The 21,381-nt window shown below is 70.1% G+C and carries 19 protein-coding genes; 10 read left to right on the top strand and 9 right to left on the bottom strand.

Annotated elements, in window-relative coordinates; all coding sequences use genetic code 11:
- Window positions 1-323 precede the first annotated feature (323 nt).
- The 4 genes from EV375_RS09470 to EV375_RS09455 all read left to right on the top strand — a co-directional run bounded on the left by EV375_RS09470 (window position 324) and on the right by EV375_RS09455 (window position 4,547).
- Window positions 324-1,652, top strand: a complete 1,329-nt coding sequence (locus tag EV375_RS09470) for a hemolysin family protein (RefSeq protein ID WP_130299053.1) — start codon at window positions 324-326, stop codon at window positions 1,650-1,652.
- Window positions 1,649-2,689: a hemolysin family protein gene (locus tag EV375_RS09465; protein ID WP_130299052.1), complete on the top strand. Its 1,041-nt coding sequence runs from the start codon at window positions 1,649-1,651 to the stop codon at window positions 2,687-2,689. The genes EV375_RS09470 and EV375_RS09465 overlap by 4 nt, the downstream gene beginning before the upstream one ends.
- 258 nt (window positions 2,690-2,947) lie before the next feature.
- Complete coding sequence (locus EV375_RS09460; protein ID WP_055485181.1) at window positions 2,948-3,592, top strand: IclR family transcriptional regulator; 645 nt, start codon at window positions 2,948-2,950, stop codon at window positions 3,590-3,592.
- 127 nt (window positions 3,593-3,719) lie between these two features.
- Complete coding sequence (locus tag EV375_RS09455; protein WP_130301725.1) at window positions 3,720-4,547, top strand: S16 family serine protease; 828 nt, start codon at window positions 3,720-3,722, stop codon at window positions 4,545-4,547.
- Between the two features lie 24 nt (window positions 4,548-4,571).
- Here the strand turns inward: EV375_RS09455 and EV375_RS09450 are convergent, their stop codons facing one another.
- The 5 genes from EV375_RS09450 to EV375_RS09430 all read right to left on the bottom strand — a co-directional run bounded on the left by EV375_RS09450 (window position 4,572) and on the right by EV375_RS09430 (window position 9,085).
- Window positions 4,572-5,579 carry a glycine betaine ABC transporter substrate-binding protein gene (locus EV375_RS09450; RefSeq protein WP_130299051.1) on the bottom strand — a complete coding sequence of 336 codons (1,008 nt, stop codon included), beginning with the start codon at window positions 5,577-5,579 and terminating at the stop codon, window positions 4,572-4,574.
- Window positions 5,579-6,502: an ABC transporter permease gene (locus EV375_RS09445; RefSeq protein WP_130299050.1), complete on the bottom strand. Its 924-nt coding sequence runs from the start codon at window positions 6,500-6,502 to the stop codon at window positions 5,579-5,581. Before EV375_RS09445 ends, EV375_RS09450 begins: the two co-directional genes overlap by 1 nt.
- Entirely contained in the window at window positions 6,499-7,830 is a 1,332-nt protein-coding gene (locus EV375_RS09440; protein WP_130299049.1) for a betaine/proline/choline family ABC transporter ATP-binding protein, read from the bottom strand. Before EV375_RS09440 ends, EV375_RS09445 begins: the two co-directional genes overlap by 4 nt.
- Window positions 7,823-8,470: an ABC transporter permease gene (locus EV375_RS09435; protein ID WP_130299048.1), complete on the bottom strand. Its 648-nt coding sequence runs from the start codon at window positions 8,468-8,470 to the stop codon at window positions 7,823-7,825. The genes EV375_RS09440 and EV375_RS09435 overlap by 8 nt, the downstream gene beginning before the upstream one ends.
- Before the next feature lie 129 nt (window positions 8,471-8,599).
- The gene (locus EV375_RS09430) at window positions 8,600-9,085 is read right to left on the bottom strand and encodes an Lrp/AsnC family transcriptional regulator (RefSeq protein ID WP_130301724.1); all 486 of its coding nucleotides are present in this window, start codon (window positions 9,083-9,085) and stop codon (window positions 8,600-8,602) included.
- Window positions 9,086-9,219: 134 nt separating this feature from the next.
- Here EV375_RS09430 and hppD point away from each other — a divergent pair, with 134 nt between their 5' ends.
- Both hppD and EV375_RS09420 read left to right on the top strand, forming a co-directional pair.
- On the top strand, window positions 9,220-10,362 hold the full coding sequence (hppD, locus tag EV375_RS09425; protein WP_130299047.1) for a 4-hydroxyphenylpyruvate dioxygenase: 1,143 nt from the start codon (window positions 9,220-9,222) through the stop codon (window positions 10,360-10,362).
- 200 nt (window positions 10,363-10,562) lie between these two features.
- Window positions 10,563-11,930 (top strand): FAD-linked oxidase C-terminal domain-containing protein, encoded by a 1,368-nt coding sequence (locus EV375_RS09420; RefSeq protein WP_130299046.1) that lies wholly within the window; start codon window positions 10,563-10,565, stop codon window positions 11,928-11,930.
- A 232-nt stretch (window positions 11,931-12,162) separates the two neighbouring features.
- On the opposite strand, the gene EV375_RS09415 is transcribed toward EV375_RS09420, so the two are convergent.
- Window positions 12,163-12,639: an SsgA family sporulation/cell division regulator gene (locus EV375_RS09415; RefSeq protein WP_130299045.1), complete on the bottom strand. Its 477-nt coding sequence runs from the start codon at window positions 12,637-12,639 to the stop codon at window positions 12,163-12,165.
- Between the two features lie 265 nt (window positions 12,640-12,904).
- Between EV375_RS09415 and EV375_RS09410 the strand changes: the two genes are divergently transcribed.
- Together EV375_RS09410 and EV375_RS09405 are read left to right on the top strand one after the other, a co-directional pair.
- Window positions 12,905-14,620 carry an RDD family protein gene (locus EV375_RS09410; protein WP_130299044.1) on the top strand — a complete coding sequence of 572 codons (1,716 nt, stop codon included), beginning with the start codon at window positions 12,905-12,907 and terminating at the stop codon, window positions 14,618-14,620.
- 163 nt (window positions 14,621-14,783) lie between these two features.
- Complete coding sequence (locus tag EV375_RS09405) at window positions 14,784-15,470, top strand: RDD family protein (protein WP_130299043.1); 687 nt, start codon at window positions 14,784-14,786, stop codon at window positions 15,468-15,470.
- Between the two features lie 94 nt (window positions 15,471-15,564).
- Here EV375_RS09405 and EV375_RS09400 read toward each other — a convergent pair whose 3' ends face one another.
- Complete coding sequence (locus tag EV375_RS09400; RefSeq protein ID WP_130299042.1) at window positions 15,565-15,882, bottom strand: hypothetical protein; 318 nt, start codon at window positions 15,880-15,882, stop codon at window positions 15,565-15,567.
- Window positions 15,883-16,193: 311 nt separating this feature from the next.
- Between EV375_RS09400 and EV375_RS09395 the strand changes: the two genes are divergently transcribed.
- Complete coding sequence (locus EV375_RS09395) at window positions 16,194-18,572, top strand: immune inhibitor A domain-containing protein (protein ID WP_130299041.1); 2,379 nt, start codon at window positions 16,194-16,196, stop codon at window positions 18,570-18,572.
- 333 nt (window positions 18,573-18,905) lie between these two features.
- Window positions 18,906-19,232: a hypothetical protein gene (locus tag EV375_RS09390; protein ID WP_130301723.1), complete on the top strand. Its 327-nt coding sequence runs from the start codon at window positions 18,906-18,908 to the stop codon at window positions 19,230-19,232.
- Window positions 19,233-19,276: 44 nt separating this feature from the next.
- Here EV375_RS09390 and EV375_RS09385 read toward each other — a convergent pair whose 3' ends face one another.
- Window positions 19,277-19,870 carry a nicotinamidase gene (locus tag EV375_RS09385; RefSeq protein WP_130299040.1) on the bottom strand — a complete coding sequence of 198 codons (594 nt, stop codon included), beginning with the start codon at window positions 19,868-19,870 and terminating at the stop codon, window positions 19,277-19,279.
- 88 nt (window positions 19,871-19,958) lie between these two features.
- Complete coding sequence (locus EV375_RS09380; protein ID WP_130299039.1) at window positions 19,959-21,287, bottom strand: nicotinate phosphoribosyltransferase; 1,329 nt, start codon at window positions 21,285-21,287, stop codon at window positions 19,959-19,961.
- Between the last annotated feature and the right edge of the window lie 94 nt (window positions 21,288-21,381).

Below are 21,381 nucleotides of genomic sequence, written 5' to 3'. Positions count from 1 at the left end.
ATGGCGCGCTGCGGCCGGAACAAATCTCCGTTCGGGCCGCGCCCGCTGCGTGTGATCTCCGGTGGGAAGAAGCTGCCCGAGCCGGTCCGTTCCGCCGCAGGCCCGCACACAACCTGCGAGCAGACGCCCGTGACGGAGGGGGATGCGAAGAGTCCCTGACGCGGCCGGACCGATACACTTTACTATCCTTTTACTGCACCGGCGGGCCCGACCGCCGGCGAACCGTCCACTCGGAGAAGGAGCCGCGGTCCCGTAATGGGTGAGCCTCCCAGTCCCTGCCGTGCCATCCCTGCGCCCACGCCTACGCGGACGGGGGTGGCACGGTGACCGAAGTGCTTCTCCTCCTGGCCGCGATCGCCCTGACTCTCGCGTGCGCCGTCTTCGTCGCGGCCGAGTTCTCCCTCACGACGGTGGAACGGAACGAGCTGCAACGTTCTGCGCGGGCAGGCGAACGTGGCGCCTCCCATGCCCTGCGAGCAGTGCAGCGGCTGACCTTCCAGCTCTCGGGCGCGCAGCTCGGGATCACCGTCACGTCACTGGTGATCGGCATGCTGGCCGAGCCGTCACTGGCCTCCTTGCTGAAAGGTCCCCTCACAGCGGCGGGCGTGCCGGAGGGCGCCGTGGCCGGCACGTCGACGGTGCTCGGTGTCACGGTCTCCACCATCTTCCTCATGGTGGTCGGTGAGCTCGTCCCGAAGAACTGGGCGATCTCCAGGCCCCTGGCCGTGGCCCGCATCGTCGCCGGTCCTCAGCTGGGTTTCACGGCCGCTTTCACCCCGCTCATCAGGCACCTCAACAACACGGCCAACCGGCTGCTCCGCCGTGTCGGTCTCGAACCCGCCGAGGAGCTCGCCTCTGCGCGTTCACCGGAGGAACTGGTGGCCCTCGTCCGCCACTCGGCGCGAGAGGGAGCCATCGAACAGGACTCGGCCGAGTTGTTCGTCCGCACCATGCACTTGGCAGACCTGACAGCTGAAAACGTCATGACGCCGCGCGTGGACGTACACGCTCTGGCGGCTCACGCCACTGCCGAGGAAGCAGCCGGTCTCTCGCTGGCCACGGGCCTCTCCTGCTTCCCCGTCTACCGGGACACCCTGGACGACGTCGTGGGCACCGTCCACATCCGGGACGTTCTGGCCCTCGATGAGCAGTCACGCCCCCACGTACGGATCACCGACCTGATCACCGATCCGCTTCGGGTGCCCGACTCGCTTCCGGTCGATCGGCTCCTGGCACCTTTGCGCCGCGCTCACACCATGGCCGTCGTGGTCGACGAGTACGGCGGTACCGCCGGTGTCGCCACCATGGAGGACATCGTCGAGGAGGTCGTCGGTGAAGTGCGGGACGAGCACGACCCGGAGGATCTTCCCGACCTGACTCCGCTGACTCCTTCCGGCGACGGCCGCCGGGCGTGGGAGGCGGATGGAAGTGTCCGCCTCGACGAGCTCGAGGAGCTCGGCTTCTCCGCCCCCGCCGGGCCCTACGAGACCCTCGCCGGTCTCGTCGCCACGCGCCTGGAGCGTATTCCGGTCGCGGGCGACCGGCTCGAGGCAGGAGGCTGGTCCTTCGCGGTTGTGCACGCCGCCCGGCACCGTGCCGACCGGATACACATCACCGCGCCCGCCGAGCAGTCCGACGAGGAAGCCCGATGACCAACCTTCAACTGATCATCGGTGCGCTCACCCTGGTCACGAACGCTTTCTTCGTGGGAGCCGAGTTCGCCCTCATCTCCGTACGACGCAGCCAGATCGAACCGCTTGCACAAGCAGGCGAGAAGCGGGCGAAGACCGTCCTGTGGGGGTTGAGGCACGTCTCCGCAGCCATGGCCACAGCACAGTTGGGCATCACCGTCTCCTCCCTCGTACTGGGTGCGGTCGCCGAACCGGCCATCGCCCACCTGCTGGAACCCGGGTTCGAGGCGATCGGTGTGCCGGCCGCTCTGACCCACCCGATCGCGTTCGTGCTCGCACTCACCGTCGCGACGTATCTGCACATGCTCATCGGCGAGATGGTGCCCAAGAACATCGCGCTGGCTGCTCCGGCTCGCACCGCGCTGGTGCTGGGTCCGGCACTCGTCGGCCTCACCCAGGCACTGCGGCCTGTCACCTTCGGGATCAACGCCTTCGCCAACGCCCTTCTTCGGCTGCTGCGAGTCGAACCGAAAGACGAAGTCGAGTCGGTCTTCACGGACGATGAGCTCATCGACCTCGTCATGGCCTCCAGCGCCGCCGGGCTGCTGGAGCCGGAAGACGGCGAACGGCTGCGTGACGCTCTCGAATTGGGCAGTCGCCCCGTGGGCGAGGTCATGGTTCCGCTGGCGCAGATGGTCACCGTCGACCACCTGATCAGCCCGCGGGGGCTGGAACGGGCGGCTGCCGCCGCGAGGTTGTCGCGGCTGCCGGTGACGGGGCCCGGTGAGACGGTCCTGGGGTATCTGCACATCAAGGACGCGCTCGGTGCGACCCACCGTGAGGAGCCGTTCCCCCGGGAGGCGCTGCACACCGTCATCCCCGTGAAGATCGACACCCCCCTGGACGACGCCTTGACCGTGATGCGCGCTGCCGGCACCCACTTGGCAGCAGTCACCGGCGAGAAGGGCACCGTACTCGGCTTCGTCACCATGGACGACGTGCTCGGTGAGCTGGTCGGTCCGCCCGCGACCGAGAGCGCGGGACATCCGGTTTCGTAGCCGGGCGTCTGCAACCCCCTGCCCTGCAGGGATCACGCACCATGCACGCACCGACGGCCCATCTCACCACGAACCGACCACACACCCCACCGCGAACCCCGAGCGCAAAGAAGAAGTGACCGGATTCTGGACGCACTCTTCCGGTCAGCGGAGCGGGTCGCTAGGTTCAACGCACAGCGCGATCCCGGCCACGGCTGAGCCCCCCACCGCTACGCCCCCACCCGGTGCCGCCCCCACTGACCCGATGAGGAGCGCGTCGTGACTGCGGAGACCTCTCAGACGCTCGACCGGGGACTGCGTGTCCTCAAGCTGCTCGCCGACACCGATCACGGCCTGACCGTGACGGAGCTGTCCAACAAGCTCGGCGTGAACCGCACCGTCGTCTACAGGCTGCTCGCCACGCTCGAGCAGCACGCCCTCGTACGCCGTGACCTGGGCGGGCGTGCCCGCGTCGGGCTGGGGGTGCTGCGGCTGGGGCGGCAGGTGCATCCGCTCGTACGGGAGGCGGCGCTGCCCGCGCTGCGGTCCCTGGCCGAGGAGATCGGCGCCACCGCGCACCTGACGCTGGTCGACGGTTCGGAGGCGCTCGCGGTGGCGGTCGTGGAGCCGAGCTGGACGGATTACCACGTTGCGTACCGCACCGGTTTCCGCCACCCTCTCGACAAGGGCGCCGCGGGACGCGCGATCCTCGCGGGGCGGGGGCCCGACAGCGAGCTGGGCCCCGGATTCGTCCTCACACACGGCGAGTTGGAGGCCGGTGCCGGAGGTGCCGCCGCTCCGGTGCGGGGCGTGACGGGCATCGAGGGCAGCGTGGGTGTGGTGATGCTGACGGACGCGGTCCCGCCGCAGGTGGGCGAGCGCGTGGTGCGTGCGGCGCAGGAAGTCGCCGACGCGCTGCGCTGACCCTCGGGCCCACGGCCGGCACCGTGTCCCGTCCGCCCACCGGACGGCGGCCACCGCCCGCGCGTCGGGCGCGCCCCCGCGCGGTTGTTAGGTTGCCGGGGTGAACACACCCGCCCCGCCTTCCTCGCTGTTCTCCCGGCTCGGCGCGCGCCTCCGCCCGCGACGGCTCTCGGTGCGGCAGCGCACGATCCTCGTATGTGCTGTGCCGCTTGTCGCGCTGTTCGCGGTGGCGGCGTTCGCGCCGCTGCCGTTCGTGCTGGCGCAGCCCGGTCTCACCGCGAACGTGCTCGGCGACAGCAAGGACAAGCCGGTCATCACGGTTTCCGGCCCGGGGAGCGGCGAAGCGAGAGCCGACGACGGCAAGCTGCTGATGACGACGATCGCCGCGACGCCGCCCGGGGCGACGGTACGGCTGCCGCAGGTCGTGGAGAACTGGTTCCGTACGGACAGGGCGGCCATGCCGACCGAGGCGGTCTACCCGGTGGGTGACAGCCTCAAGGAGGTCGAGAAGCACAACCAGGACGAGATGCGGTCGTCGCAGAACGCGGCGGTCAAGGCCGCGCTGAGGCAGATGCGCAAGTCGCCGCGGGACGTGCGGGTTTCGTTGCGCCTCGCCGACGTGGGCGGGCCGAGCGCCGGGTTGTTCTTCTCGCTCGGCATCGTCGACAAGGTCGTCGGGGACGGCCGGGGTGGTGGCCTGACCGGCGGCCGCGTCGTGGCGGGTACGGGCACGATCAAGGCGGACGGCAAGGTGGGGCCCGTCGGCGGAGTGCCGCTGAAGACGAGGGCGGCGAAGCGTGACGGGGCGAGCGTCTTCCTCGTGCCGCGTGCCGAGTGCGCCGACGCGAAGGTGGAGCAGCCGAAGGGCCTGCGTCTGGTGCCGGTGGAGACTCTCGCGGGCGCCTTGAAGGCGCTCGACGCGCTCAAGGACGGTGGCCGGGTGCCGAGTTGCTGATCTGCGGCCCCGGCCGCCGTCGGTTCAGCCCGTCCTGATGAAGCCCTTCCGTACGAGCCAGTCCTTGGCGACGTCGTGGGGGTCCTGGCCGTCCACGTCCACCTTGGCGTTCAGTTTCTGCGCCGTCTTGTTGTTCAGCGCCTTGGTGACGGGGGCGAGCAGCCCGGCGATCTCCGGGTACTTCTTCATCGTCTCGCTGTTCATCTCGGGCGCGACGTTGTAGTTCGGGAAGAACTTCCTGTCGTCCTCGAGGATCTTCAGCTTCAGTGCGGGGATGCGGCCGTCGGTCGCGGCGATGGCACCGAAGACGCACGGTTTGCCGTGGGCGGTCTGCGTGTAGACGACGCCGCCGGCCATCTTGTGCACCTGCCCGGCGGGGAAGCGCATGCCGTACTTCTTCGCCATGCCCTTCAGCCCGTCCTGCCGGGAGGCGAACTCGTTCTCGACGCAGATGCTGGCCGCGTCGGGGTTCTTGCGGGACAGTTCGGCGACGTCCGAGAGCGTCTTGGTGCCGTACCGCTTCTGGAGCTTGTCGCTGACGACGAGGGCGTATGTGTTGTCGAGGGTGGAGGGTTCCAGCCATTCGACGCCTTTGGCCCGGTCCTCCTTGCGTACGGCCTCCCACTGCTCGACGGGGTCCGGCACGGGCTTGGTGTGGCCGAGGTAGGTGATCCATGACGTGCCGGTGTACTCGTACATGCCGTCGGCGGTGCCCGTCTCGACGGCCGAGCGTGCGCCGATGGAGCCTTGGACCGCGGTGCGGTCGACGACGTCGGCGCCGGCGGCTCGGAAGATCAGCCCCATGATCTTGCCGAGGATGATCTGTTCGGTGAACTCCTTGGAGGTGACGGTCAGTTGTGCCCCTTCGAGGGGCCGGCCGCCTCCCACTTCGCCGGGCCGGACCTTGTCGGTCATCGGGCTGCCGCTGACGAGGCCGCAGCCGCCGAGCGTGCCGGTGAGGGCGAGCGCCGTCAGGCCGGCGGCGAGCGTGCGCAGCGGGCGCGGGGCGCGTGAGGCGCGCGGGGTGCGCATCAGGACGATCCCTCCAAGCCGCGCGGGCGCAGCAGCAGTTCGACGAGTGAGGCGAGCCAGTCGACCAGCAGCGCCAGTGCGACGGTGAGCACCGAGCCGAGCATCAGCACCGGCATCCGCTGGTTGGTGATGCCGGAGGAGATCAGGTCGCCGAGTCCGCCGCCGCCGATGAAGGTGGCGAGCGTGGCCGTGCCGACGTTGAGGACGAGGGCGTTGCGCACGCCGGCGAGGATCAGCGGTACGGCCAGGGGCAGTTCGACCTTCGTCAGCACCCCCAGCGGCGACATCCCGATGCCCTTGGCGGCCTCCGTCAGTGCGGGGTCGATGTTGCGCAGCCCGGTGATGGTGTTGGCCAGCACCGGCAGCACCGCGTAGACGACCATGCCGACGACGGCGGTGGTCTGGCCGATGTTGAGCCAGAACACCAGCAGCACCAGCAGCCCGAGGGAGGGGACGGCCTGGCCCAGGTTCGCGGCCGCCATGGCGACGGGTGTGGCCTTGCGCAGCTTCTTACGGGTCAGGGCGATACCCAGCGGTATGGCGATGATCAGCACGAAGAACGTGGAGATGACGGTCATCTCGATGTGCTGGCGCAGGCGGAGGGTGACATTCCCGCCGGTGAGGGAGTTGCGGGCGATCGTGTCGAGTTCGGCGCCGCGGAACCACAGCCAGGTGCCCAGCAGCACTATGGCGAGCACGCCGGGCAGGATCGTCAGCTTCTGCCAGGTGAGCCTGTCGCGGAGCCGTTCCCCGCCGTGCGCGGCCGGCGCGGGTGCCGACTCCTCGCCGGGCGCGGCCTGTTGGTCCTGGTCCGCGGGTCGGTCCTGAGGGGCGGCCGTGTGCGGCTGGTCGGCTCCGGTGGCCGCCGCGCGGGCCGCGCCGTCGGCCGTGCCGTCGGTCGTTCCGTTGGTCGTTCCGCTCACGACGTGAGGCCTTCCTGCGCAGCGTACGTGCGCTTGGCCTGCGTCTCGCTCAGGCTGTGGCGGTGCTCGATGGCCTCCAGCCGGTCTGCGTCGAGGAGTTCGTGCACGCAGTTCATCAGCGTCTCCAGGTCGACGACCCCGGTGTACTCGCCGCGCCGGCCGGTGACCGCGACGCGGCCGCCGCTGTCGGTGAGCACCGCCTCCAGCGCGTCGCGCAGCGTCGCGTCGCGGGTGACGGTGTCGTTCACGAGCGTGCCCGCCCGGGCCAGCGAGCCCTTGGCGTGGGTGAGGTCGCCGCGCCGCAGCCACTTGTACGGGCGCTGCTTGGGGTCGAGGAGCAGCACCTCGTTCGTCGTGCCGGCGCCGAGCATCTCCGAGATCGCCTCCAGGGGCTCCTCGACGGTGGCGGTGGGGAAGTCGACGATCTCCACGTCGCGTACGCGGGTGAGGTTGAGCCTCTTGAGTGCCGCGCCGGCGCCGACGAAGCCGGAGACGAAGTCGTCGGCGGGGTTGGTGAGGATGGCTTCCGGGGTGTCGAACTGGGCGATGTGCGACTGTTCCCGCAGTACGACGATGCGGTCGCCGAGCTTGATGGCCTCGTCGAAGTCGTGGGTGACGAAGACGATGGTCTTGCGCAACTCGTGCTGGAGACGGATCAGTTCGTCCTGCAGATGGTCGCGGGTTATGGGGTCGACGGCCCCGAAGGGCTCGTCCATCAGCAGCACGGGCGGGTCGGCGGCCAACGCCCGGGCGACGCCGACGCGTTGCTGCTGTCCTCCGGAGAGCATGCGCGGGTAGCGGCCCCGGAACTCGGCGGCGTCGAGCCCGACGAGGTCGAGCATCTCCTCGACGCGCGCGGTGACCTTCGCCTTGGGCCAGCCGGCCATCTTCGGCACCTGGGCGATGTTCTGCGCGACCGTCATGTGAGGGAAGAGACCGGACGACTGGATCGCGTAGCCGATCTTGCGGCGGAGCTTCACCGCGTCGATGCCGGTGACGTCCTCGTCGTCGATGCGGATGCGGCCCGAGGTGGGCTCGATCAGCCGGTTGATCATCTTCAGCAGCGTGGACTTGCCGCACCCGGAGGGGCCGACCAGGACGACGGTCTCACCGGCCTTGATCTCCAGGCTGACGTCGTCCACGGCGGGCACCGACGAGCCGGAGTAGCGCTTGGTGAGGCCCTCGAGGCGGATGGTCGCGCCGCTGGCGGCGGAAGCGGCGGCCGGTGCGCCCGGCTGCGGGGCGACGCCGGCCTGCGGGTCCGCCCCGCTGCTTCCGTCCGTCCGCGGTGTGGTCCCGGAGCCGGATGCTGCGGATGTCTCAGGCACGTATCCCCCTCGGGGTGGTCAGTCGTCCGACGACGACGTACGCGCCGTCGAAGAGCAGGGCGAGCACGACGATGCCGAGAGTCCCGGCGAGCACTTGGTTGAGGGCGTTGGCGCTGCCGAGAGAGGCCACGCCGCGGAAGATGGTGTTGCCCAGACCGGGGCCGGAGGCGAAGGCGGCGATCGCAGCGATGCCCATGAGCATCTGCGTGGAGACGCGGATGCCGGTGAGGATCGGCGGCCAGGCGAGCGGCAGTTCGACCCTCAGCAGCTGCCTCGTGCGTGACATTCCGATGCCGCGTGCCGCGTCGACCAGCGCGGGGTCGACGCCGCGGAGCCCGACGATCGTGTTGCGGACGATGGGCAGCAGCCCGTACAGCGTCAGCGCGGTCACGGTGGGCGCCACCCCGAGCCCGACGAGGGGGATCAGCAGACCGATCAGCGCCAGCGACGGCACCGTCAGGATCGTGGACCCGGTGGTGGTGGCCACGTCGCCGGCCCACTCGCTGCGGTAGGTCAGCACACCGATCGCGACCCCCAGGAGGGTCGCGACCACGATGCACTGGAACACGGCGCTCGCGTGCTGGAACGAATCCGCGAGCAACTGGATGTGCCGGTTGCCGAGATACTCCCAGAAGCTCATTCCGGCGTCCCTCGCCTCTTCAAAGCCGCTCCGTCCGTTCCTGCCCGCCGCTCACGTGCGGGCTTGCCCTGTCGTGCCGCGACCTCTTCTGCCCGGCGACGCCGGAATGACGCACCGATCACGGGTTCCTCACGTCACCGGCGCTCCGTCTCCGTCTGCCGCCTGACGGACCAGAGGCACGATCCGCAGCCGCACCGGGTTCTCCATGACGATGGCCGTCGAGGCCCGCACGATGCCCTCGAAGCCCACCACGCGGTCGATCACCCGCTGCAGGTCCGCGTTGGACCGTGCGACGAGGCGGCAGAGCATATCCCCGTGCCCCGTCGTCGTATGCAGCTCCAGCACTTCCGGTACGGAGTCCAAGTGGGCCCGTACGTCGGCGCCCTGGCCCTGTTTGATCTCCAGGGTGGCGAAGGCGGTGACGGGGTAGCCGATCGCCGCCGGGTCCACGTCGGGGCCGAAGCCGCGGATCACTCCCGTGGCCTGGAGGCGTTCCATCCGGGCCTGCACGGTGCCGCGGGCGACGCCGAGCCGCCGGGATGCCTCCAGTACGCCGATCCTGGGCTCCGCCGCGAGCAGTTCGAGCAGTCGTCCGTCGAGCCGGTCGATACCCACGGGCTCCCTCTCAGTAGCAAGACTTCTGAGCATCTTGTACAGATCGTCCGCCATCAGGGCGGTCATGCTGTTCAAGATGTCCAGTGAATACGAGAAGTATTGCGCACCTTGTGGAACGGGGGGAGCCTTGAGGCATGACTGAGACCACCCACGCAGCCCCCGACACTGCCAGGCAGGCCGATCCCTTCCCGGTGAAGGGGATGGACGCGGTCGTCTTCGCCGTCGGCAACGCCAAGCAGGCGGCCCACTACTACTCGACGGCGTTCGGCATGAAGCTCGTCGCCTACTCCGGACCGGAGAACGGCAGCCGCGAGACCGCCAGTTACGTCCTCGAATCGGGCGGCGCCCGCTTCGTCCTCACCTCCGTCGTCAAGCCCGTCACCGACTGGGGCCGCTTCCTGACGGACCACGTCGCGGCGCACGGCGACGGGGTCATCGACCTGGCCATCGAGGTGCCGGACGCGCGCGCCGCGTACGAGTACGCGGTCGCCCAGGGCGCCACCGGCATCGTCGAACCCCACGAGCAGAAGGACGAGAACGGCACCGTCGTGCTGGCGGCCATCGCCACCTACGGCAAGACCCGGCACACCCTCGTCGAGCGCTCCGGCTACTCCGGCGCCTATCTGCCCGGGTACGTGGCCGCCGAGCCCGTCGTCGAGCCGGGCAAGCGGAACTTCCAGGCCATCGACCACTGCGTGGGCAACGTCGAACTCGGCAGGATGAACGAGTGGGTGGCCTTCTACAACAAGGTCATGGGCTTCACGAACATGAAGGAGTTCGTGGGCGACGACATCGCGACCGAGTACAGCGCCCTGATGTCGAAGGTCGTCGCCGACGGCCACCGGAAGGTGAAGTTCCCGCTCAACGAGCCCGCGGTGGCCAAGAAGAAGTCGCAGATCGACGAGTACCTGGAGTTCTACGGCGGCGCCGGCGTCCAGCACATCGCGCTCGCCACGAACGACATCGTCGCGACGGTACGGGCGATGCGGGCCGCGGGCGTGCAGTTCCTGGACACCCCGGACTCCTACTACGACACCCTCGGCGAGTGGGTCGGCGAGACGCGGGTGCCGCTGGAGACGCTGCGCGAGCTGAAGATCCTCGCCGACCGCGACGAGGACGGCTATCTGCTGCAGATCTTCACCAAGCCGGTCCAGGACCGTCCGACCGTCTTCTTCGAGATGATCGAGCGGCACGGCTCCATGGGCTTCGGCAAGGGCAACTTCAAGGCCCTCTTCGAGGCGATCGAGCGCGAGCAGGAGCGGCGCGGCAACCTCTGACGGTACGCCTGCGGCCCGGTGCGCGGCCCCGGTTGCCGGGACGCGCGCCGGGACGGGCACCCTCCGCGTCCCGACGTCCCGACGTCCCGACGTCCCGACGGCGCGCGCATCCGCTGCTGACGGGGCCGCACGCGCGGCCGTCGCGCCTGTTCCGGAAGCCCGGCCTTCCCGACGGTGCGGGCAGGTGCGACGCTGAGTCGATGAGCGAGTTGATCCAGCGGCTGAGGGACGGCCTGCCCGGAGACGCCGTGGTCACCGACCCCGACGTCACCGCTTCCTACTCCCGTGACATGGCCGACTTCTGCGAAGCGGGCACACCGGCCGCCGTCGTGCTGCCCCGCACCGTCGAAGAGGTGCAGCACGTGATGCGCACGGCGACCGCCCTGCGCGTCCCCGTCGTGCCGCAGGGCGCCCGGACCGGCCTGTCGGGCGCGGCCAACGCCTCCGACGGCTGCATCGTGCTGTCCCTGATACGCATGGACCGCATCCTGGAGATCAACCCGGTCGACCGCATCGCGGTCGTGGAGCCCGGCGTCGTCAACGCCGCCCTCTCCCGCGCCGTCAACGAGCACGGCCTGCACTACCCGCCGGACCCCAGCAGCTGGGAGCAGTGCACGATCGGCGGCAACATCGGCACGGCAGCCGGCGGCCTGTGCTGCGTGAAGTACGGGGTGACGGCGGAGTACGTCCTCGGCCTTGACGTCGTCCTGGCCGACGGACGCCTGATGTCGACGGGGCGCCGCACGGCGAAGGGCGTCGCCGGCTACGACATGACGCGGCTGTTCGTCGGCTCCGAGGGCAGTCTCGGCGTCGTCGTGCGTGCCGTGCTGGCACTCAAGCCGCAGCCGCCTCAACAGCTCGCGCTGGCCGCCGAGTTCCCCTCCGCCGCCGCGGCGGGCGACGCCGTCGGCCGGATCATGGAGCGCGGTCACGTCCCGTCGCTGATGGAACTGATGGACCGCACGACGCTGCGGGCGGTCAACGCCCTGAAGGACATGGGACTTCCGGAGTCGACCGAGGCACTGCTGTTCGTCGCGTTCGACACGGACGACCCGGCCGCCGACCTCGCAGCGGTGGGCGAGCTGTGTGAGGCCGCCGACGCGAGCCAGGTCGTACCGGCGGAGACCCCCGCCGAGTCGGAGCTGCTCCTCCAGGCGCGGCGCAGCGTGCACTGGGCACTGGAGGCCCTCCCGGGCACGACGCTGATCGACGACGTCTGCGTGCCCCGGACGAAGCTGGCCGACATGCTGGACGGCACCGCCGCCATCAGCGAGAAGTACGGGCTGACGATCGGCGTCTGCGCGCACGCGGGGGACGGCAACACCCACCCGACCGTCTGCTTCGACCCTGACGACGAGGACGAGACGCGCCGCGCGCACGAGGCGTTCGACGCCATCATGGCGCTCGGCCTGGAGCTGGGCGGCACCATCACCGGCGAACACGGCGTGGGCGTCCTCAAGAAGGAGTGGCTGGCGCGCGAACTCGGCCCGGTGGGGCTGGAGATGCAGCGCGGCATCAAGCAGGTCCTCGACCCGCTGGGCCTGCTGAACCCCGGCAAGCTTTTCTGAGACGCCCCGTCACGGAACGGGCGTACGGGACGGAGGAGGACGGGCAGGGGCGAACGGTCCGGACCGACCGGCCGTGCGCCTGCCGGACCGACCGGGCGTGCGGCGGCCGGCGCTCCCGGCCGACGGACCGGTCGGGCGACGAGGTGATCCGTCGAACTCCCCACCGCGCGAGGGATGTTCAGGCTCGACGCACATTCGTCGGATCGAGTGAAAGTCTGAGGGAAAATCACCCTCACATCTCGGCGTCGCCTGCCTCGTCGGACGGTGACTGGTCGGTCAGGCACACCCCGTCGCCGTGCCCCGCCCGCAAGAGTTCGGCCAACCCGGCGTCCACGCCCAGCACTTCGCTCTCGCTGCCCGCCGGCACGGCGCGCAGCGTGCGCTCCAGCCAGCCGGACACGACCCCGGACGGTGTCTCCAGCAGGGCGTCGCCGTCGGGGGAGGAGAGCGCCATACAGATCACGTCACGCCCCTGAACCTTCGCGGGCCACACCCGCACGTCCCCCTCTCCGCACGGGCGGAAGACGCCCTCGACGAGCAGTTCCCTCGCGAACGTCCAGGTGACGGGCGCACCCGCGCCCACGTGGAAGGCGATGTGCGCGGCGTAGGGGTCCTCCGCGAGGTAGGTCAGACGCGCCTGTACGGGAAGGCTGTGCTCGGGCGAGAGCACAAGCCTGATCTCGAGCTCGCATTCGACGACGAGGTTCATCGGACCGCCCTTTCGTGATCCTGTGATCAGTCGCGCTGCCTGTCTTGGCGTGCACTGAAGAGGGCCCAGGCCGTGGCCGGTTACGCGTGTTCGCGTCATTCTCTCCTCAGAGTGGGCAGGTGCGTCCAGCACGGGTGGGCAAGTTGTCGGCCCTGTCTGGTAGATGTGGACACTACGCTTCTCGGTTGCGCCGCGCGGGTCAACCGCGGAGTGCGTACGTCACAAGACGACACAACAGTCGAAACAGATACGGGACCTGGACACTATGAGCGCGCCCCTCTCAGGATCCGCCGGCGGAAGCCCTGCCCCCGGCTTCTATCCGGATCCGTCCATCCCCGGCTACATCCGCTACTGGAACGGCTCCTCGTGGGTGCCCGGCACCAGCCGGCCCGAGCCCGAGGAGGGCGAGGCGATGCCCACGCCGCCGTCGTCCGCCGCCGCGTCGTCGGCGGTCGCCCCGCCCACCCGGGAGGAGCCGGCGCCGGCGGAGGAGACCGGCCCCGTCTTCCTCGACGAGGCGACGGACGTTGGTGCCGGCCCGGAGTCGCAGCTGCCCGCCGCCCGCCCCGGCGACGATTCGCATCTGCCCGAGGTGCGCCCGCGCGGCGAGGTCGCAGCCCCGGGGGCCATCGACTGGGACGATCCGAGCCGGCTCCACGGGCAGCGCCCGGAACCGGCGTCGGCGTGGCAGGCCGACGCCGCTCGGCAGGGCGGCTTCGCGGGCCGGAGCGACGAGCGCATCTCGTGGGGCCGCAGTGAGGGCGGCGAGGGAACGGCAGCCCCCGCGGACGCCGCCGCCGACCCGCGCGGCGGCTGGGGAAGGCCCGCTGGTGAAACGGGCCCGGAGGGGCCCACGGACAGCGGCGCGGCCGCCGCCCCCGGATCTTCCGCTTCGCCCAGTGCCCCCGTGCCCCCCGCCACCGGCGGGGACGCCGCGGGGTCGCCTCCCCGGGACGGCACCTTCCAGATGCGGGCGATGAGCCCCGAGGCGTTCAGGCAGGAGGCGCAGGAGGCGCGCGGTTCCGGCAGCTACGCCGCCGGAGCGCAGGTGCCCGAGCACACCGTCGGGCTGCGCCGCGCGGACGTGCAGCAGTACGGCACGGGCGGCGGCGGACAGACGCCGTATTCCCCGGCCGAGCCGGCCTCCCCGGCCGCGCCGCAGTCTCCCTCCGTTCCCGGTCAGGGCTCGCCTGCGCAGCCGCAGTCGCCCGCCCCCGGCGCGGCACCCCAGGCCCCTCCGGCCGTGCCGCATCAGGGCGCGCCGCATCAGGGCGCGCCGCATCAGGGCGCGCCGCATCAGGGCGCGCCGCATCAGGGCGCCGCGCCCGCACCCGCGCAGCCGTCCTGGGCCCAGCAAGTGCACGACCTGGCCGGCGGCGCCCCCGGCGGCAGCCCCGACGCGCAGGCCGCTCCGGGTGCCGAGGCCGCGATGGCCTGGCGTCCTCCGGCCGCCGACCCCTTCGCGCAGGCGCAGCGGGAGGCGCGTCCCGCGGCCCTGGGCAAGCGCTTGGGCGCCCGCGTGGTCGACGGCCTGCTCACCGGGGCGGTGGCAACCGCCGTCGCGTTCCCCTTCATCGGCCCGTCCGTGGACCATGTCGAGGCGAAGATCCAGGCGGTCCGGGACGCGGGCGAGACCAGAACGGTATGGCTGATCGACGGCACGACCGGCGGTTATCTCGCCCTGGTCCTCGGTGCTCTGCTCCTGTTCGGCCTGCTGTACGAGGTGCTTCCGACGGGGCGATGGGGCCGGACCCTGGGCAAGAAGCTGTTCGGGCTGAGGGTGCTGACGATGGAGCAGCAGGACAAGCCGGGCTTCGGCAGCGCCCTGACGCGCTGGCTGACGTACGGCGTGCTGTCGCTCCTGGTGATCGGCGTTCTCAACGTTCTGTGGTGCCTCTTCGACCGTCCCTGGCGTCAGTGCTGGCACGACAAGCTGGCGGGCACCTTCGTCTCCAAGGACTCGGGCGAGATCCGTCTCTGAGCGGGGTCCGTCCCTGAGCGAGATCCGTCTCTGAACCAGACCGACCGCCGAGGAGGCACGGGCGCGGACCGGCGGTGCGCCGTGCCCGCCCGGTCGTCGCGCCGGTCACTCCGATGACGCCCCGCCGGGTGCGAGGCGGAGCGGGGCGCGGTCCACTCGGCGCATGAGTACGGATCAGCCCGGCAACGACCCGTTCCGCAAGCAGGAGCCCTCCGGGGAAGGGCAGGAGCCGCCCCGGTACGGCGATTCGGCGGATCCGTACGGCAGTCCGCCCCCGCCGCCCGGCGGCGGCGAGGGCCCCGGGGGAGGCCCGTACGGAGGCGGCACGGGAGGCCCGTACGGCGGAGGTCCCTACACCTCCAACCCGTACGGCGACATGACGGGAGCAGCCGACCCCCTGGAGGGCATGGCGCCCCTGGCGTCCCGCGGCAGGCGGCTTCTCGCGCGGATCATCGACGCGCTCATCGTCGGCATTCCGGTCTTCGTCGTCATGGGATTGGCGCAAGGGTGGTGGAACGCGGACGACAGCGGTCGTACGGCGAGCCAGCAACTCGTCTACACAGTCGTCTATCTGGTCTACGAGGGGCTGATGCTCACTCACTCCGGGCAGACGCTGGGCAAGAAGGTGATGGGGATCAGGGTCGCCGTGCTCGCCGACGGAACGGTGCCGAGCGGAGTGCCGGGGTGGCTCCGTTCGGCGGTCTACCACGTGCCGCCGCTGGTGCCCTGCATCGGCTTCATCTTCTGGCTCGTGAACGTGCTGTTCTGCACGTGGGACAAGCCGTACCGGCAGTGCCTGCACGACAAGGCGGCCAAGACCGTGGTGGTGGACGCCGATCGGCCCGCGTGAACCGCGGAACGACGGGCCGTGCGCTGCGTGCCGCGGACGGCGGCCGGGCGGTCGCCGGCTGCCCGGCCGGGAACACCGACGTCCGGCTGCCCGGTCAGGAACGCAGGGAGGGCTCCGCCACCCGCCTCGCGGCCCGCGCCGCGGCGGCGTCGTGCCGCGCGTGGACGCGGGAGGGCGAGGAGGTCCGGGCCCGCAGCGCGACCGCGCGTGCCTGTGAGCGTGTACGCACTCGACGGACCGTCTGCACTCCCGGAGTTGTGAGTGCCACCAGTACACCGACCGCCAGTGCGACGACCGCGATCAGTGCGACTCCCGGCCCTGACTGGGTCCGGGAGAGCAGGAGCATCGCGAGGGTCGAGCAGACGACGGTGACCGAACCGTATGCGAGCTGTGCGGGGGTCGGACGCGGCATGGCGTGATCCGTCCTCAGAAGACGTGTCGGGAGGGGCCGTCGGTCTAGCCGCACGGAGGCACGCGGTGCCCGTCGAACGACTCTACGGTCCGGGATTCCCGGACGAACACCACGGTAAGCGTGACCTGACCCACGTCGAAGTCGCACAGGGGGCGCACGGTCGCACGACCTCTGATCGTCCCAATTGGCGGACAGCCGTGGAAGCTTGCGTGCCCAGCACGAATGTACGCATCAGGGTCTGTCTTTTCTCTCCCCTCTGCTGTCCAATACCTCCTGTCCCATGACACTCCACAGGGGAGGGCACCTCAGAGGTGAACGGCAGACGGAGATCCAAAAGATCCAGAGTGGCCGCGCTGACAACAGCCGTCGCGGCCCTCGGCGCCACCGCACTGATACCCGCAAGTGCGGCGCAGGCTCAGCAGATACCGGCGCCGGCGGCACATCCGGCACCGCAGTCCGCGGCAGCACAGCCCGGGGCGCCCGGGGGGAGCCAGGACGGGCACAGCAAGGACAACCTCAAGGGCCCGTTCGACAAGGAGCAGAACCAGCAGCGTCAGGCGGCGCTGCAGAAGCTGGCACAGGGTGACGCCAAGACCGTCCAGCGCAAGGGCTCCGAGGTCGTCAAGCTCGACGACGGCAAGTACGTGGAGCTGGCGCGCGAGAAGACGGACAAGATCTTCACCATCCTCGTCGAGTTCGGCGACAAGATCGACGACAAGTACGGCGGCGACCCGGGCCCTCTGCACAACAAGATCCCCGCGCCCGACCGCAAGAAGGACAACTCCACCTTCTGGAAGAAGGACTTCAACAGGGAGCACTTCCAGAAGACGTACTTCTCCGACAAGACCGAGGACTCGGTCAGGAGCTACTACGAGAAGCAGTCCTCCGGTCGCTACTCCGTCGAGGGCACCGTCTCCGACTGGGTCAAGGTCGACTACAACGAGGCGCGTTACGGCTCCAACTACTGCGGCGACAGCAACTGCCCGACCGTGTGGGACGCGATCCGGGACGGCGTCGAGAAGTGGGTGGAGGACCAGAAGGCAGCCGGCAAGAGCGACGCGGAGATCGCGGCGCAGGTGGCGGAGTACGACAAGTGGGACCGCTACGACTTCGACGAGGACGGCAACTTCAACGAGTCCGACGGCTACATCGACCACTTCCAGTTCGTGCACGCCGGTGAGGACGAGTCGGCCGGCGGCGGAGCCCAGGGCGAGGACGCCATCTGGGCGCACCGCTGGTACGCGTACGGCAGCGACGCGGGCAAGACCGGCCCGGAGGAGAACAAGGCCGGCGGCACCCAGATCGGCGACAGCGGCGTCTGGGTCGGCGACTACACCGCGCAGCCGGAGAACGGCGGACTCGGTGTCTTCGTCCACGAGTACGGCCACGACCTGGGTCTGCCGGACCACTACGACACCCAGGGCGGAGAGAACTCCGTCGGCTTCTGGTCGATCATGTCCGTGGGCTCCTGGCTCAACAAGGGCAAGGACGCCATCGGCGACTCGGCCGGCGACATGAACGCGTGGGACAAGCTCCAACTCGGCTGGCTGGACTACGACAAGGCCAAGGCGGCCACCAAGTCGCAGCACAAGCTGGGCACGCACTCGTACCAGACGAAGAACAAGCAGGCGCTCATCGTCGAACTGCCCGAGAAGGACGTCACGACGACGATCACCAAGCCGGCCGAGGGCGAGAAGCAGTGGTGGAGCGGCAGTGGTGACGATCTGCGCAACACCCTCTCCCGCAGCGTCGATCTGACGGGCAAGTCCGAGGCGTCGCTGGACCTTCAGGGCTGGTGGGACATCGAGGAGAACTACGACTACCTCTACACCGAGGTCTCCGAGGACGGCGGCGAGAGCTGGACGCCGATCGACGGGACGGCCGACGGCGAGCCCATCCCGCGCGACGGCAGCGACCAGCCGGCGCTGCACGGTGTGTCGGAGTCGTACCGCGATCTCTCCTACCCCCTCGACGACTTCGCGGGTAAGAAGATTGATGTTCGCTTCCGTTATCTGACGGACGGTGGAGTCGCCCAGAAGGGGTTCGCGGCGGACGCTCTGAGCATCACCGCGGACGGCGAGAAGATCTTCGAGGACGGCGCCGAGGGCGACGACGACAACGGCTGGGCGACGAAGGGGTTCTCGCGCATCGGGGAGTCCTTCACGAAGCCCTACGCGCAGTTCTACATCGCCGAGAACCGCAACCACGTCTCCTACGACAAGTCGCTCAACTACGGCCCGTACAACTTCGGTTGGGTCTCGACGCGGCCCGACTGGGTCGAGCGCTACGCGTATGAGAAGGGGCTGCTCGTCTGGCTCTGGGACACCTCTCAGCTGGACAACAACGTCTCGGCGCACCCCGGCACGGGTCTGATCCTGCCGGTCGACGCGCACGCGAAACCGGAGAAGTGGTCGGACGGCAAGCCCCTGCGCAACCGCATGCAGGCATACGATTCGACCTTCGGAAAGTATGCGACAAAGGGGATCACTCTTCACAACGACGGCAAGGCCGTCAAGATCAAGTCGAAGAAGGGCGTTCGCGTCTTCGACGATCACAAGGGGACGTACTGGTACGAATCGAACCCCACGCAAGGGGTCAAGGTGCCGGACACCAACACCCGGATCATGGTCGTGAAGCAACCCCGTTCCGGTGAGACGATCACCGTCCAGGTGAGACCTTCCACAAATTAATTTGCATCGTTGCAGGTCAAAACATGATCGGCCGTTGCCCCCCTGGCGGGCGGCGGCCGATCGCGTTTAGATGCCTGTGACGGGCCTCTGCGGAGGCCCACCGGAACAGTTCTCGCGGGGGTGTTTTTGATCATGGCTGGAGGCGGATTCGTCCAGCTGCCGGACGGGAGCGTGATCGTCGCGCTCACGATTCCGGTCCCGGCCCAGCGTGCAGCCAGGCACGCGGAGCCGACCACGGGGGCAGACTCCGACGCGGGCCCGGAGGCGGCGGCAGTAGGCCGGCAGCCGGGTCCCGAGCGGCAGGGCCGCGGCGGCGGCCCGTACGACGGCCTCATGCCGGAGCGGCGGCGCTGGTCCGCCCATGCCGACGAGGCGCACACGGTGCGTGCCGTCTCGGCCGGGCGGCACGGCGACGAGCCGCGCGTGCGCGTCCTCGTCCACTCCGTCAACCGCGCCCGCGCCCTGACCAGGCTGCGGAACCTGGGCATGCGGGCGGTCTACCTGCGGGGCAACGCGGAGCCGCCGACAGCCGACGAGATCACGGCCGTGCTGCACCACCCCGACGGGCTGGTGTGGCGCACGACGCCGGGCGACGACCGTGAGTCGTGGCACCCGATCGAGTCCCTGCTGCGGCCCTCGGACCGGGTGCGCACGGGGTAGGCCGCCGGACAGGCCCTGGGGGCCTCCGCTCCGCGGAGCGGCGCTCAGGCCTCCCGCAGGACCGGTGTGCCCGACAGCCGGATCCCCGCGTCGCGCATCTCGTCGAGCGCGTTCTGCGTGGTGGCGGGCGCGACGCCGGCGGTGAGGTTCAGCAGGACCTGGGTGCGGAAGCCGGCGGAGGCCGCGTCGAGCGCGGTCGCGCGGACACAGTGGTCGGTGGCGATGCCGACCACGTCGACCTGGTCCACGTTCCGCCTTTGGAGCCACTCCTTCAGCGGCGTGCCGTTCTCGTCGGCGCCCTCGAAGCCGCTGTAGGCGGCCGAGTACGAGCCCTTGCTGAAGACCGCCTCGATCGCGCCGGCGGCGACGGCGGGTGCGAAGTTCGGATGGAATCCGATGCCTTCGGTGCCGGCGACGCAGTGCGGCGGCCAGGAGTGCTCGAAGTCGGGGTTGTCGGCGAAGTGGCCGCCCGGCTCGATGTGGTGATCACGGGTGGCGACCACATGGCTGTATCCGGCGGAGGCGTCGCCCACGAGGTCGGTGATGGCGGCGGCGACGTCCGACCCGCCGTTGACCCCGAGGCTTCCCCCTTCACAGAAGTCGTTCTGCACGTCTACGACGATCAGTGCCCGGTGCATTGGAGATGCCTTTCGGGGAATGGGGGGCGGGGCGTCGGCACGACCCTAGAGAATCCGCCGCCTCCGTGGGAGGTCCCACGCAGACCTGTCACACGGCCTCTGTCGGCAACACCGGCTCGCCGCGTGAGAGTTGCATGGCGGACATCGGCAGGCCGGCGAGAGCACGGGTGTGCCGCTCCCGTGCGTTGTCCAGCGGTTCGCGGGCGACGGTCGTGCCGCCGCGTACGAGCCGCACCTGGAGCTGATGCTCCCGCAGATCCCCGGGGACCGGGCCGGTGCCGACGACCTCCGCCGCCGCGACGCCGTTCTCGTCGGGCCGGCGCGCCGCCCATTTCGCTCCCCCCGCCGAACTCTTGCCGCCCATCGACTTCTTCGCCACGGGGAGCATCGGCGCGTCCGGTTCGTCGGACGCGGCGCGCGCGACCAGTTTGTAGACCATCGCGCAGGTCGGGTGACCGCTGCCGGTCACCAGCTGGGTGCCGACCCCGTAGGCGTCTACCGGTGCCGCGGCGAGCGAGGCGATGGCGTACTCGTCCAGGTCGCTGGTGACCACGATCCTGGTGCCCGTCGCGCCCAGCTCGTCCAGCTGGTGGCGCACCCGGTGGGCGAGCAGCAGCAGGTCGCCGGAGTCGATCCTGACCGCGCCCAGCCCGGGCCCGGCGATCTCGACGGCGCTGCGCACGGCTTCCGCGACGTCGTAGGTGTCGACGAGCAGGGTCGTGCCGCTGCCGAGCGAGTCGACCTGCGCGGTGAAGGCGTCGCGCTCGCTGTCGTGCAGGAGCGTGAAGGAGTGTGCGCTCGTCCCGACGGTGGGGATGGCATAGCGGAAGCCCGCCGCGAGGTTCGAGGTGGAGGCGAAGCCGCCGAGGTAGGCGGCGCGGGAGGCGGCCACGGCCGACAGCTCGTGGGTGCGCCGTGCGCCCATCTCCATCAACGGACGCCCGCCTGCGGCGACGGCCATGCGGGAGGCGGCGGCGGCGACCGCCGAGTCGTGGTTGAGGATCGAGAGGATCACCGTCTCCAGCAGCACGCTCTCCGCGAAGCTGCCCTCGACCCGCATCACGGGTGAGCCGGGGAAGTACACCTCGCCCTCGGGGTATCCGAGGATGTCCCCGCTGAAGCGGTATCCGGCCAGCCATTCGAGGGTGGGTTCGTCGACTGTGCGGCACTCGCGCAGGTAGCCGAGAACCTGGTCGTCGAAGCGGAAGTTCTCGACGGCGTCCAGCACGCGGCCGGTTCCTGCGACGACGCCGTACCTGCGGCCCTCGGGCAGCCGCCGCGCGAACACCTCGAAGACGCAACGCCGTTCGGCCGTTCCGGCGCGCAGCGCGGCCTGGAGCATGGTGAGTTCGTACTGATCGGTGAAGAGCGCCGTCGACGGCACGGCCACCGGCAGTCCCCTGTCTGCCATGTTCACTGCTCCTGACTCCTCGCTTCGGCGAGCCCCTGGGGGAGGGGCGGGGCAAGAACTGAGCGTACAACACATTTCGTCAGTCTGACGATATCGGTTT

The sequence above is a fragment of the Streptomyces sp. CNZ301 genome, from assembly GCF_004217425.1.
Note: the sequence above shows the minus strand (reverse complement) of the source record. Positions and strands in the feature narration are given on the sequence as shown.

Excerpts from the sequence above, each read along its gene's own strand:
- EV375_RS09420 (WP_130299046.1), top strand. The coding sequence starts at position 10,563 with ATGAGCGAGTTGATCCAGCGGCTGAGGGACGGCCTGCCCGGAGACGCC.
- EV375_RS09450 (WP_130299051.1), bottom strand. The coding sequence starts at position 5,579 with ATGCGCACCCCGCGCGCCTCACGCGCCCCGCGCCCGCTGCGCACGCTC.
- EV375_RS09410 (WP_130299044.1), top strand. The coding sequence starts at position 12,905 with ATGAGCGCGCCCCTCTCAGGATCCGCCGGCGGAAGCCCTGCCCCCGGC.
- EV375_RS09415 (WP_130299045.1), bottom strand. The coding sequence starts at position 12,639 with ATGAACCTCGTCGTCGAATGCGAGCTCGAGATCAGGCTTGTGCTCTCG.
- hppD (WP_130299047.1), top strand. The coding sequence starts at position 9,220 with ATGACTGAGACCACCCACGCAGCCCCCGACACTGCCAGGCAGGCCGAT.
- EV375_RS09400 (WP_130299042.1), bottom strand. The coding sequence starts at position 15,882 with ATGCCGCGTCCGACCCCCGCACAGCTCGCATACGGTTCGGTCACCGTC.
- EV375_RS09435 (WP_130299048.1), bottom strand. The coding sequence starts at position 8,470 with ATGAGCTTCTGGGAGTATCTCGGCAACCGGCACATCCAGTTGCTCGCG.
- EV375_RS09465 (WP_130299052.1), top strand. The coding sequence starts at position 1,649 with ATGACCAACCTTCAACTGATCATCGGTGCGCTCACCCTGGTCACGAAC.
- EV375_RS09385 (WP_130299040.1), bottom strand. The coding sequence starts at position 19,870 with ATGCACCGGGCACTGATCGTCGTAGACGTGCAGAACGACTTCTGTGAA.
- EV375_RS09390 (WP_130301723.1), top strand. The coding sequence starts at position 18,906 with ATGCCGGAGCGGCGGCGCTGGTCCGCCCATGCCGACGAGGCGCACACG.
- EV375_RS09405 (WP_130299043.1), top strand. The coding sequence starts at position 14,784 with ATGAGTACGGATCAGCCCGGCAACGACCCGTTCCGCAAGCAGGAGCCC.